Origin of the sequence: Desulfoscipio gibsoniae DSM 7213, from assembly GCF_000233715.2 — a bacterium.
GTDB lineage: Bacteria > Bacillota > Desulfotomaculia > Desulfotomaculales > Desulfallaceae > Sporotomaculum > Sporotomaculum gibsoniae.
On the sequence record NC_021184.1, the window covers coordinates 3284448 to 3297174 of the forward strand.

General features: G+C 44.1%; 16 protein-coding genes. 8 read left to right on the top strand and 8 right to left on the bottom strand.

Annotated elements, in window-relative coordinates:
* Positions 1-49 precede the first annotated feature (49 nt).
* The 4 genes from DESGI_RS15470 to DESGI_RS15485 form a co-directional block, all read right to left on the bottom strand.
* Complete coding sequence (locus tag DESGI_RS15470) at positions 50-595, bottom strand: DsbA family oxidoreductase (protein ID WP_083939893.1); 546 nt, start codon at positions 593-595, stop codon at positions 50-52.
* 187 nt (positions 596-782) lie between these two features.
* Positions 783-1322: a carbonic anhydrase gene (locus DESGI_RS15475; protein ID WP_041285594.1), complete on the bottom strand. Its 540-nt coding sequence runs from the start codon at positions 1320-1322 to the stop codon at positions 783-785.
* Positions 1323-1542: 220 nt separating this feature from the next.
* Positions 1543-1893: a DUF4870 domain-containing protein gene (locus DESGI_RS15480; protein WP_052543953.1), complete on the bottom strand. Its 351-nt coding sequence runs from the start codon at positions 1891-1893 to the stop codon at positions 1543-1545.
* A 145-nt stretch (positions 1894-2038) separates the two neighbouring features.
* Positions 2039-2821 carry a M48 family metallopeptidase gene (locus DESGI_RS15485; RefSeq protein ID WP_052543954.1) on the bottom strand — a complete coding sequence of 261 codons (783 nt, stop codon included), beginning with the start codon at positions 2819-2821 and terminating at the stop codon, positions 2039-2041.
* A gap of 392 nt (positions 2822-3213) precedes the next feature.
* Here DESGI_RS15485 and comA point away from each other — a divergent pair, with 392 nt between their 5' ends.
* Both comA and DESGI_RS15495 read left to right on the top strand, forming a co-directional pair.
* Entirely contained in the window at positions 3214-4032 is an 819-nt protein-coding gene (gene comA / locus DESGI_RS15490; protein ID WP_006524141.1) for a phosphosulfolactate synthase, read from the top strand.
* A gap of 159 nt (positions 4033-4191) precedes the next feature.
* Positions 4192-4644 (top strand): DUF441 domain-containing protein, encoded by a 453-nt coding sequence (locus DESGI_RS15495; protein WP_006524142.1) that lies wholly within the window; start codon positions 4192-4194, stop codon positions 4642-4644.
* Here DESGI_RS15495 and DESGI_RS15500 read toward each other — a convergent pair.
* Positions 4637-5575: an RluA family pseudouridine synthase gene (locus DESGI_RS15500; RefSeq protein ID WP_006524143.1), complete on the bottom strand. Its 939-nt coding sequence runs from the start codon at positions 5573-5575 to the stop codon at positions 4637-4639. The two genes, DESGI_RS15495 and DESGI_RS15500, sit on opposite strands and share 8 nt — an antisense overlap.
* Positions 5562-6032: a signal peptidase II gene (gene lspA / locus DESGI_RS15505; protein WP_006524144.1), complete on the bottom strand. Its 471-nt coding sequence runs from the start codon at positions 6030-6032 to the stop codon at positions 5562-5564. Before lspA ends, DESGI_RS15500 begins: the two co-directional genes overlap by 14 nt.
* A 116-nt stretch (positions 6033-6148) precedes the next feature.
* Between lspA and DESGI_RS15510 the strand changes: the two genes are divergently transcribed.
* The 4 genes from DESGI_RS15510 to DESGI_RS15525 all read left to right on the top strand — a co-directional run bounded on the left by DESGI_RS15510 (position 6149) and on the right by DESGI_RS15525 (position 7943).
* Positions 6149-6508, top strand: a complete 360-nt coding sequence (locus DESGI_RS15510; RefSeq protein ID WP_006524145.1) for a VanZ family protein — start codon at positions 6149-6151, stop codon at positions 6506-6508.
* Positions 6509-6778: 270 nt separating this feature from the next.
* A complete protein-coding gene (locus DESGI_RS15515; RefSeq protein WP_006524146.1) occupies positions 6779-7105 on the top strand; it encodes an AMP-binding enzyme in 327 nt (108 codons plus the stop codon).
* A gap of 240 nt (positions 7106-7345) precedes the next feature.
* The gene (locus DESGI_RS15520; protein WP_006524147.1) at positions 7346-7564 is read left to right on the top strand and encodes a hypothetical protein; all 219 of its coding nucleotides are present in this window, start codon (positions 7346-7348) and stop codon (positions 7562-7564) included.
* A gap of 151 nt (positions 7565-7715) precedes the next feature.
* Positions 7716-7943, top strand: coding sequence for a hypothetical protein (locus DESGI_RS15525; protein ID WP_006524148.1), 228 nt, complete (start codon positions 7716-7718; stop codon positions 7941-7943).
* Here DESGI_RS15525 and DESGI_RS15530 read toward each other — a convergent pair whose 3' ends face one another.
* Together DESGI_RS15530 and DESGI_RS15535 are read right to left on the bottom strand one after the other, a co-directional pair.
* A complete protein-coding gene (locus tag DESGI_RS15530; protein WP_006524149.1) occupies positions 7944-8321 on the bottom strand; it encodes an ATP-binding protein in 378 nt (125 codons plus the stop codon).
* A gap of 119 nt (positions 8322-8440) precedes the next feature.
* Positions 8441-9652 carry a DegT/DnrJ/EryC1/StrS family aminotransferase gene (locus DESGI_RS15535; RefSeq protein WP_006524150.1) on the bottom strand — a complete coding sequence of 404 codons (1212 nt, stop codon included), beginning with the start codon at positions 9650-9652 and terminating at the stop codon, positions 8441-8443.
* 94 nt (positions 9653-9746) lie between these two features.
* Between DESGI_RS15535 and DESGI_RS15540 the strand changes: the two genes are divergently transcribed.
* Together DESGI_RS15540 and DESGI_RS15545 are read left to right on the top strand one after the other, a co-directional pair.
* Positions 9747-11135 carry a metallophosphoesterase family protein gene (locus DESGI_RS15540; protein WP_006524151.1) on the top strand — a complete coding sequence of 463 codons (1389 nt, stop codon included), beginning with the start codon at positions 9747-9749 and terminating at the stop codon, positions 11133-11135.
* A 222-nt stretch (positions 11136-11357) separates the two neighbouring features.
* Complete coding sequence (locus DESGI_RS15545; RefSeq protein WP_006524152.1) at positions 11358-12542, top strand: pyridoxal phosphate-dependent aminotransferase; 1185 nt, start codon at positions 11358-11360, stop codon at positions 12540-12542.
* Positions 12543-12727: the final 185 nt, after the last annotated feature.

Below are 12727 nucleotides of genomic sequence, written 5' to 3' on the forward strand. Positions count from 1 at the left end.
GCAAATTTGGTAAGCCCCGGATAGTTTTACCGGGGCTTAGGTTTTATAACTATTGGTGAAGTCTCAGTGTCTGCTGAAATACTTGATAAGGCTGGGCCCCCACCAGCTTTTGTTTTTCATTAATGATAAACGTGGGCACCGACGTAATTTCGTATTGCCGGGCCAATTCCCGGTTTTTTTGCAAACGAGGCAGATAAAGCTGCTTGTCCAGCGCCTCAATTAATTCATCTTCGTTTAAACCAAGTTCTATAAAAAGCTTTATTAGCACCTGCTTGTCGCCGATATTCATTTCCTCCTGAAAGTAAGCTTTAAACAGCCGGGCATGTGCTTGTTCATATTTTCCCCTGTCCCTGGACAATTCGCTGGCCTGCAACGCCAGGCAAGAATTAGCCACCAGGTTCATACCGCTAAATTCAATCCCATAAGGCTGTCCGGCCCGCCGGAAGTTTTCCAGCATCTTATTCACATCCACATCAGGAAACAATTCCCTGATCAGCCTACCCTGGGATGGTGTTTCAGGATGCAACTCATAACCAACCCACTCCTCTGCGATGTCGAATTCCTGCTTTAGTTTGTCGACAATACCCTTGCCGATGTAACAAAACGGTCATACATAATCGGAAAAAATAGTCATTTTAATGGCCATAATCGCCCTCCAAATGATTTTTTAAATATCAACTTAAACCACTATATCTTAAGTATAACATTTAGTGCAAATAAACAAAAAAGGCGGGGATCCATCATCTCACCCGCCCGTGTTATCTATTTATTTATTTAAACCATTATTCATTAATTAAATATAAAAGTTTATCATCAATACCATAAAACATGGGTACTACTAAAATTTTGGGATAGCGCGAGCGCAGTCTCTTCGCTTCACTAATAACAAATTCAATTTCATTATCAATTTCAAACATGGGCGCAAAATGCATAAAATGCTCTTCAGCCCGCTCCTTGTCCCAGCCGGCTCTATCCACTAATCCCTGCACAAATTTATCTTTTCTGGCCATGAGGTTTACCATGCCGCATTTATCATGGCCAATTAAGGCAATAGCCTTAACTCCACCAACGGCTATAGCGTAGGAAATCTTAAACTCGCTGTAGCGGAGATTGCCACCGCCGGTACGCAGCACATAGGCAAAATTGTCGGGTATGCGCAAGTGTTTGCGATTATCCATACACATACCGATTACCACTTCCGCATGTTCATAGCTATCCAGGGGGGACTGCAGGTTATGATACTGCAGCAAGCGACCAATGGGAGTATCCCGATATTTCGGAAAAATGTCGTCAACAGTTCTAATTGGCACCAGGTGATCCACATCAAAACCTCCCTTTTTTATAATACGCACGGTATTCCAGTAATAATATTGTACCATAATTCACTTACCTGTATAAAAAAAAGTTAAGCAATGATCGCTAAATAAAATGACCATTACTTAACCATTCGACCATCGCTAGGCTTATTCCTGCAAAGAAAGTGAATTATTTCTTATAATGACAAAACTCACACAAATTGACGTATAAATTATATACAAAGATTTATTTTGTATAGAACCAGGACTCTGCGTATTTGGAAGTAAACGGATAATAATAATATTGCCCTGATAAGCATTTAATAATGGCCACGATGGCCAAGACTGTATAGACCAGTCCTAATATAGCCAGGGGTATGACCAGCAAAAAACCAATGATTACCAGGCAAAGTATTCCCACCACAGCGCCTAATAGCAGGCCTATAATATGCATGGCCAGCGACTCCCGGGCATGATGGTTAACAAAATCATCATCCCTCTTTAACAGATATACAATTAAAGGCACTAAAATAGGTAAACCAAAGAATATAGAACCATGACAAACCGCACCCATAAGTTTGCTTTCCGGTGCAACCACTCTATTCACCTCCCACTCACGGATTAATAAGTTTATCATCCCTATGGTAATTTTCAAAGATCTTTGTGAAGCAATAACGTAATAATTTCTATGGCTACCCCACATAATAAATGACTCATTGAGGATTATATCACGTTACCTGCTATTAAAAAGTAAGTACCGGGCTGTACCTTTTCAGCCAACGGCGGCGAATTTGATAATCCGGCAACACTGCCTCCACCAAACCCCAAAATGCCGGGCTGTGATCAAGTCTCTTTAAATGGCACAACTCGTGCACAATAACATAATCAATGACATTAACAGGAGCCATCACCAGATGCCAGTTAAAATTCAAATTACCCTTTCCCGAACAGCTGCCCCAGCGATGTTTTTGCTCCTTGATCCTGATTTTCGCCGGTTTCACGCCTATAACTTCTTTATATAAGTTAATTCTATTATTTAATATATAGTTAGCTTTATTTTTATACCATTTAACCAAGGCAGCCCGAACCGCGGCGGCCCCACCCTCTTGGTGCAGTGCCAGAGGCACCTCAATAAACATTGTCTGGTCATTAATTTTTATTGTATCAACCATTATTTGATCATTAATATGCAACTTAACGGTATACCGGTTACCCAAAAAAAAGAATTGCTCCCCATCGACAAACATCCTTGGCAAGGGACATCCAGCCAATGCCGATAAATAGTCCATCTTTTCTAATACCCAGGCACTTTTATCCTGCATAATGCGACCAATGACCTCGGTTTTATATTTTACCGGTGCCGTAACCTGAATGCCAACCACCGCATCGACCGTTATTCTCAAAGATGAGGCTTTACCGCTGCGCTTGATGGTATAATTTAAAACCCGGCCATCCAATACTAATTGTGGCAAAGCAGGGCACCAACTTTCTTTACAGTCTTTTTCTATTTTCTCATTAACCTTCATAATTGGCAACCCAAACACAATGTTAATAACTAAAGAAAACATATTGCACTAACGCACTCAATGAGCAAATAATTAATCAAAAAGGGAAGCCAGCAATTACGGCTTCCCTTCTTAAACCCCAGTTACTAATTTTATTTAGTCGTTTTCTTCATTTATCACTTCAAAAACCCAATCGCCCCTGCATTAAAATTTGGATGGATTTAACCACCTGACTTGATATACGCAGGAGCACCGTTATTTGGTAGGCCAACCTGGTAACCAACTTGATGAGAAATGAATATTTTTTTTAAAGGTGCACAATAATCCCTGTCCCGGCTAAAAAACTCAAAGGGGGTGGGCATCTGCATGCGTTCCCCCGGGCGCGTGTAATCACCGGGAAGGGAGTTGATATTTTGTCCGAATACGCACAGAACAGTAACTGGCAAGAGGTTATAACATATCCGCTGGGTAAGCGGACAGCCAAACCCAGGAACAAGGGACTAACCATGGTAATTGACAAAGGTATAGGCATAGGGGAAACCCGGGACTTGTTACAAATCAATTACCAGCACATTGATTTTCTCAAGCTGGGTTTTGGCACCTCCGCGCTTTATGCCGCAGGTACACTGGAGGAAAAAATACAGCTGGTGCGTTCGTATAACATTGATATCTATCCGGGGGGCACCTTTTTAGAAATAGCATTATGGCAAAATAAAATTAGGGAGTTTCTCGACACATGCAAATTTTTTGGTTTTACGGCCATTGAAGTCAGCGACGGGACCATCCCTTTAAGCGAGGAGGTGAGAGAACAAGCCATCACATTAGCTGCAGAAAAAGGCTTTAGAGTATTAACTGAGGTGGGCAAAAAGAACAACGGTGCTGAAGTACCTGTGGAAACGCTGGCCAAAATGGCTTTGCGCGATTTACAAAATGGAGCTTATAAAGTGATTATGGAAGGCCGTGAATGCGGCCTGAATGTAGGACTTTACGACGCAAAGGGTAAAATGGCTGATGAGGATTTACAAGTAATTATGAATTATATTGGCGACCCATCATTGATTATCTGGGAAGCACCGCTTAAAATTCAACAGCAAGACCTAATTACCAGGTTCGGTTCAGATGTGAACCTGGGCAATATCCCGCCTCAGGAAGTACTGGCCGTGGAAGCTCTCAGGGTAGGCCTGCGGGCCGATACTCTACAGTTGGTAATAACCGATCCGGAGGAAATTTAAAGTAACAAATTAATTAACAGATCTATATGATGTTATATATGTGCTGGCTTGTAAGCTTTTTACAAAATAACTATATAATAGCCACTTTAACTAAACCAGGTAATACAGTAGACAGCGGCGGCATATATTTACTAAAAATTGTCATTGAGAGGCGAGAATATGAATGGAGTACCACTGCTTGTGGCACTACTCCTGGTGGGCATCATTGCCCGCTCTAATTTAATTGCCACCGCTGCCTGCGTATTACTGATTATAAAATTCACCAACCTGCATTTTATATTTTCTTTGCTGGAAAAAAGGGGCCTGGAAATAGGCTTACTATTCTTATTACTGGCCATTTTAGTACCCGTGGCCAGCGGTAAAGTAACGGAAAAGGAATTAGTGAGCACCTTTACATCGCTGCCGGGCATACTGGCAATCCTTGGGGGAGCACTAGCCACCCATTTAAACGGTGAAGGATTACGTTTATTACAAATAGACCCGGAAATGATCTTCGGACTGCTGATAGGTTCGATGATCGGTATTGTTTTTTTAAACGGTGTCCCTGTGGGGCCCCTGATGGCGGCCGGACTGACCGCGCTGTTTCTGGAAACCATTCGTTTATTTAAGTAAGGTCTTTAAATGAATTTTCGCTAATGCCCAGTCTTTGCAATTTAGCAGTCAACTCCACTGGCAAAGGCGCAGTAAATTCCAGGTATTCACCACTACGAGGATGGACAAAACCCAGCAAATAGGCATGCAAAAACTGGCCATCCAATAAGTGTGACTTATTTGGCCCATACTTAGTGTCCCCTACTAAAGGGTAGCCAATGTAGGCCATATGCACCCTGATTTGGTGCGTACGCCCCGTTTCCAGTCGCAGCTGCAGCAATGTATAATTACCCGCCCGGTTAAGCACCCGGTAGTGGGTCACCGCTGCCTTGCCATTACGGTTGGTTACAGCCATTTTCTGCCGTTCACGGGGATGCCGGCCAATTGGTGCATCCACTACCCCCAGGTCACTGGTCAACACGCCGTGGACCAGCGCCAGGTAGCCACGCCGGACGGTATGTTCTTTTAACTGACCCGCTAAATGCTCGTGGGCGAGGTCATTTTTAGCAACCATCAATAAGCCCGAGGTATCCTTATCAATGCGATGCACAATGCCGGGACGAAGCACGCCGTTAATACCTGAAAGATCCTGACAATGATGCAACAGTGCATTAACCAGCGTGCCCGAGTAATTACCTTCCGCCGGGTGTACCACCATACCCCTGGGTTTATTCACTACAATAATATCTTTATCTTCATAAAATATATCCAGCGGTATAGGTTCCGGGCACACTTTTAGTTCCACAGGCGGAGGTACAACCACCGCTACCGTGTCCCCTTCCTTCAAACGATAATTTGCTCGAACCGCCTCCTGATTCACTGTTACAGCACCATCGCCTATCAGCTTTTGCACAAACGACCGGCTTAACTGTTCCTCTTTGAATGCCACAAAAACATCTAGGCGCACTCCCGCATCTCCCGCGTCCACCTGATATATTTCAGTTTTTGGCACCGCTATCCACCCTTTGCTTTTCCTCTTTATCACTGCGCCAGATATCAATAATTAAAAGCAACCCCCCGATCACTATAGCAGTGTCCGCGAGGTTAAATATAGGCCAAACTTGAAAATCCAAAAAGTCAATTACCCGCCCCAGGCGCACCCGGTCAATCAGATTACCCAAAGCACCGCCCACCACCAATCCTAAAGCCAGGCGCATCCAAATCCTTTCCTTAGGCAAATAACGGTAACCAGCCAGCACAACCACAAGCACCAGCAGCGATACAGCAATAAAAATATCGGTGCGGTTGGCCAGCATGCCAAAGGCAGCACCAGGATTTAATATATAAGTAAGATAAAATACCGGCGGCAACACGGGTATAGATTCTCCCACCAGCAGACGCGATGTGACAATATATTTAGAAAGCTGGTCCAGCAGCAATGTAACCAGCACAATAAAAATAAAGCGCAAACAGATAACCTCCCCAAAAATAACATTATATGATATAATACCACATGTTTGGATATTGAAAACCAATCCATGCTTTCTATAATTGATATAAACTTTTTTATAGGAGCCAACGAACTATGTACTGGATTCCCGCCATCCTCTGGATGGCATTGATATTTTACCTATCCGGGCGCACGGGCAGTGAACTACAATCATTGTTTCCATTTTTTGATAACCTCAACCCGGGCCATATAGTTGCTTACTTTGTGTTGGGACCTTTATATTACCTGGCTTTAACAAAGTATAAGCATAGGCGTCCTTTTATGAAAGCATTTCTATTGTGTCTGCTATTCGGCATCACCGACGAAATTCACCAGTATTTTATCCCCACCCGTTACCCGGATATCTACGACTTAGCCCGAGACCTTTTAGGTACCGGAATTGGATTGGTAGTAGTCTTCCTGGTACAAAAGAAAAAAAAATACAGCCGGCAATAAGAAAGCCTTAAATACATATTACGGACAGACTGCTGCCCAAAAAACTTAACTTGCTTTTTTTCCAATATTTTTAATCTTAAAATTTTTAGAAAAGAAGGACTTTTTAAAAATTAAGAAGAATTTATCATATAATGTAATTAAGTTATTAAAATTAACTGCAGTTTAATTACTCACACCGGTATAATATTTACAGTTCGAGACAGCTCAAAAATAATCTTTCGGAATAATCAATTAACCAACGATAGGCTATAAAAAGGGGAGGGAAAAATAATGGAATATAATCAAACAATGGGTGGCGAAGCTTCACCGGTGTTCAATAGACTTATGTTTCGCCAGGTGGAAAATGTATTGTATGAACACTCTGCGGTGGATGAGGTGGCGGTAATAAACGCACCCGGCCAGGATGGCGAAGAGTGCCTGGTTGCCTTTATTGTGCCTCGTGTTGAAGATATTACAGAAGCGGAATTATTTGCCTTTATGAAACAGAGCAACCAGCTACAGGCTAATAATCTACCCCGAATAATTAAGTTTGTCCCCAGGATCCCCAAGTCACCCAGCGGAAAAGTGTTAAAAATAAAGCTGCTGGAGGAATTTTAGACCCCCCCAATGCAAATAATTGCATTATATAAAGAAAACCCGCGTGCTATGGCGCGGGTTTTTTCATGACCGAATTATAATCGGGCAATATAATAAATAAGCTTAATATAAATGGGATTTTAACATCATCAATTTGTAGATATCGAAGGGTGTGTACCACCTGTCCACTAAATCTTAAAAATTGTTAAAGAAACTTAGCGTATTTGCTGTCAGAAAAAAATTAAGGGGATGTTTTACTTAATGGAAACTGCCTGTGTATTATGCAACGCCCTGGAAAAATTAAGCCCCCGGTGCTCCTGTGGTCAAATTATGCAGGATTCCGGTCCGGTGACGGATTACGCAGGACCTTATAGCCCTTATTTCAACATGAGCTTTGAGGATAACTACTGCCATCACCTATTTACCTGCCCGGCCTGTAAAGCTGACAAAATAATTAGCGTGCCACTGATTAAACTTTAGCTGCACAATTTAGCCACGGGATAATTTACTGCTGGTAATACCAGCAATAATAATATTTGCCAATGTAATCAGGCCTCTAAATTTTCACCATAAAACGATCATGGCATATTATATAGAGATAATTGATATTTGGTGAAGGGAGGCCATGTAATTGTCCAATAATGTAAATCCTTTTTCATTGTTCTTAATACTTATTTTGCTGGTCCTTAGTACCGATAGCAAGGCCGACGTCAAACTGGGATTTGTCAGGGGACTGATTGACCAGACATCGCGTTCGCTAGGTATTCTCCGTGAAGGCATTACAGCCATGAATACCAGTTTTGAACAGGCACGCAGCATGTTCACGAGCATAAACAACGGGCCCGGTGATCCCAAATAATTAACCGTGAATCAAAGTCGGCAGGCATTTGGTACACACCCAAAGGCTTTGCCCCTTTTTACGGCATGGTAAAACTGCAACTTCGTCTTCATTTTTTCCGCAGTTAAAGCAAGCCTGGGGAATATATGACCCCGGGTTTTGTTTTACATGCATTTCCACCACGTGCTCATCGAAATCTACTGCTTCCCGGTTTTCAACTGTTAATGCACCTTGGGGACACACACCAATGCAAAAACCAGCCCCGTCACATAATTCTTCTCTTTTCACCTTGGCCTTACCATTTTCAATGGTGATGGCACCTTCCACGCACGGACTCACACAAAGCCCACAACCATTACACTTCTCCTCGTCTATTTTAACGATTTGTCTTTTAGCCATGTTTATCACCTCAACATTTTTTGTTTGCTGCCTGTTATTAATATATCCCTTCTTGCTGCTGTTTAAAGTAACCCAGCTCGCTGTGTTGCTGTGATATTTCTCACAATAAGGGGTGTATTTTATAGCATATAATAGTTCAAAACCCGAATCACTGCGGTAATGACATCCTGCACATCCCGGTCAGTCATAGCCGGGTATAAAGGTAGGGTTAAAAGACACTGGTACAGTTCCTCAGCCCGTGGGCAAAGACTGCCTTCCAAAGTACACACGTCGGGATGGCCTATCCACAGGTAATAGGGATGCAAAAATACCGGAAGGTAATGCACACCTACTTCAACATTTTCCGCCCGCAGGGCATGAAATATGTCAGAACGGGAGGCTTTAATATGCTCAAGGCGCAGCGCCAGTAAAAAATAATGCCAGGTGGAGCGACCGCGGGGGTTTTGTTCCGGCAGCAACACGGCAGGATGACCGGCCAGCACCTGATTGTACATTTCAGCAATAGCTGTGCGCCGCTCAATAAATTCCTCCGCCCGGGCCAATTGGGCAATACCCAGGGCTGCCTGCATTTCGGTCATCCGGTAATTGTAGCCCCGGTCCTGCATCTCCACCCGCCAGGGTCCCTCGTTCCTGGTTAATTTGCGCGGGTTGCTGACCAACCCATTTTCCCGGAATATCATCATCCACTCATAAAGTTCCTCCGAGTTGGTGGTTACCACGCCACCCTCCCCCGTATAACAATGCTGGGGATCACTAAAACTAAAAACCGTCAGGTCACTTAACGCGCCTATCTTTTTACCGTCGTACTCACCGCCCAAAGCGTGGGCGGCATCCTCGATAACAATGAGGTTATTGTCCCGGGCCAGCTTGTGCAGTGCATCCAGGTCACAGGGATTACCTGCAAAGTGCACCGGTATCAGTGCCTCGGTGCGACTGCTTATTTTTGATGCCACTGCCCCGGGATTAATATTGAAAGTAGCGCTGTTTATATCGGCAAAGGTATGAATACCCCCTTGGTATAAAATACAATTGGCAGTGGCAGGATGGGTCAGCGGTGAAGTAATAACTTCCTCTTCGTGGCCCACCGCGGCTGACATTAGAGCAACATGCAGGCCGGCCGCACCTGAGGATAATGCCACAGCATACCTGGCACCCACATATTCGGCCACAGCCCTTTCGAATCTCTGCACAGTTTCACCACATCCCAACCTACCCCCACGCAGCACCTCGGTTACGGCTTGTATATCGTTATCATCCACAGCAGCCCCGGCCAGGGGCAAAAGATGTTCACATACTGGTTTTCCCCCGTAAATAGCAGGTTTATCGCTCATTTTATACCTCCTAAAAAAATCAGGCGCAATTAGGCCTGTTAATTAATGATGTTCCCGGCAAATATATTATTAGCATATTTCACGGGAGTAGAAAATGACTATTTCGAAAAAAAGCGAACTGCTTACCAGCATTTTACTTGCTATGACAGGTGCTGTGCTCTTAGTCAGCCTGTTCGGGTATATGCGGTTTAATATTGATGCATTGCAGTTCAGAGTGACAGTTCAGTTTAATGAAAAAGGCTATACCGAAGTTGAAATACCGCCCCTGGGCACCGTACGGGCTCACACTCACACAGCACCGCTGCTAGTTTCCGTGCGTTTGGAAAATATTGACTTGCAGCTAATTCAACGACTGCTTAGTGACACCACGGAGCGCAATGAAGTTGTCGAGCAAAGTAAAACTGTACTGCAACAGGTGGCCGTCATATTTGTCATCAAACTTATAGGTCTGGCCATGCTGGGTGGAGCACTGGGCGTGTTTCTAACACGCAAAGGGAACTTAAAAAAATATATCATAGGTTCGCTGACCGGTAGTATAACGGCGGGCGTTTTACTAGCTGCTGCCTATTTAACTTACGATATCAGTGCCTTTCGCAACCCACAATATACCGGAGTGCTTCGTGTGGCCCCATGGATGGTCGGCCTGGCCCAGGAAACCTTTGGTAAGATTGAAACAGTAGGAGAAAATCTAGAAATAATTGCAAAAAACCTCAATTTACTTTATGAACGGTTGGATAATCTTCAGCCACTGGGCGAGACTACTGATGAGTTTAAAATACTGCATGTTTCCGATTTACATAATAACCCGGCGGGTATGGATTTCGTACTGCGGGTAGCCGATTTGTTCGGCGCGGATATGATCATTGATACGGGAGATATCAGCGATTTTGGTACTCCCCTGGAAGCACTCCTGCTGGAACAATTAAACCATATTGACATACCTTACTTTTTCATTCCCGGCAATCATGATGCGCCAGCCATTATAGATAGAATGAATCAAATCCCTAACGTAACCGTGGTAAACGGTTTAGTGGAAAAAAACGGATTATTGTTTTACGGAGTGCCCGATCCATCCTCAGCAGATAATACAGTGATACCAAGTGATCTAAGCATCATTCCCAGGCTGACTCAGCAAGTCGTGAATAGAATTGATCAAATTGCACCCGGAGTGGATATAGCACTGCTGCATAATGACAAAATGGCCCGCGCACTGGCCGGTCATGTACCGGTAATACTTTTCGGGCACAATCACCGGATGGCGATAACCCAGCAAGAAGGCAGCATTTTGGTGAACGCGGGCACCTCCGGAGCAGCGGGCTTGCGCGGTCTGCAAACCACGCAAATACCTTACTCAGTGGTGCTGCTGCACTTTCGCCCTGACGAAAATGGTCAAAACCGCCTGGTAGCGGCGGATGCTATTTCAGTAAGCAACCTGGAACAGGGTTTCACCCTGGACAGAAGAAGGTTTGACATTGGAGAATAATCAGCTGCCTCTTAAAGCAGCCTTTCGGCAACATTTAATATTTCACTACAAGCAGGTTTTTTTCGTTTAATACAGAAATAATTTACAGCGGATATTAAAATTTAGTAAAGATTTCAAACGCCTGGTACCAAACGGTTCGAATTAAAACTGTCATATTGTTAAGTAACGATACCGGCACGGAAAGGGTACCGCTACATTACAAAAAGGAGAGTGAAATTTTTAATGCCCATAGCGCAAAAAATAGAAAGTTCTTTATCTGCTTCATCCTGGATCCGTAGAATGTTTGAAGAAGGGGAAAAATTGCGCAAAATCCATGGAGCGGACAAGGTATATGATTATACCCTGGGCAACCCCAACGTAGAACCACCTGAAGCATTCCACCGGGAACTACAAAGGATCGCAAACAACCCCATACCGGGCATGCACAGGTACATGAGCAACGCAGGTTACGATGAAACCAGGCAAGCTATTGCAGATGTGCTGGCCGAAGAAACAGGGCGGGAAGTAACCGCAGGTCATATTGTCATGACCTGCGGGGCCGGCGGCGGGCTCAACGTAGTTTTAAAAACACTGCTTAACCCCGGCGAGGAAGTCATCGTGACCACCCCTTATTTTGTGGAATATGGTTTTTATGTGGACAACCATGGTGGCAAGATAAAAGAAGTGCCCACCTCCGCTGGTTTTCAACTGGACCCGGCAGCCATAGTAGACGCCATTGGGCCTCAAACCCGGGCTATCATCATCAATTCGCCCAATAATCCCTCGGGAGTGATTTACCCGGCGGAAACACTGTCCACCCTGGGCCGGTTGCTGGAGGAAAAGGAAAAAGAACTGGGCCAAGCCGTTTACGTAATTTCCGACGAGCCATACGCTAAAATTGTGTATGATGATGCTGCTGTGCCCAACGTATTTAACTATATTAAAAACTCCTTTATAGTTACTTCTCACAGCAAGGATTTGGCACTGCCCGGTGAGCGCATCGGCTACATCGCCATAAACCCGGACATTTCCGATACTGAGCTTATCTTTAACGGGTTGCTGTTCTGCAACCGTACCCTGGGTTTCGTCAACGCCCCCGCGTTAATGCAGCGTTTGATCACGCCACTGCAGCGGGAAAGCGTGAATATTGATGATTACAGGGAAAAAAGAGATATTATTTATAACCACCTCACCAAGCTGGGATTTGAAGTAACCAAACCAATGGGCGCGTTTTACTTCTTCCCCCGCTGCCCCATTGAAGACGATGTAGAGTTTGTAAGCCGAGCTCAAAAATATAATTTACTTCTCGTTCCCGGCAGCGGATTTGGACTGCCGGGCTATTTCAGACTTTCTTACTGTATTGATATACAGATTATCAAAAACTCGCTGCCAGCTTTCACTGAACTGGCCAAGGAATTTATTTTATAAAACAGGACAGGCCACCTTCACCCTTCAGTTGGTTATAACTTTTAAACCTACCCAAGCATAATTTATAAGACAACAAAAAAGGGCGGCATCTTCCATTTATGAAAGTTGCCGCCCGCATCAATGACCAACCAGCACAACTTACAGGAAAACAAAATTAAATTTGTACCTGAAACTAACCCTCAGCA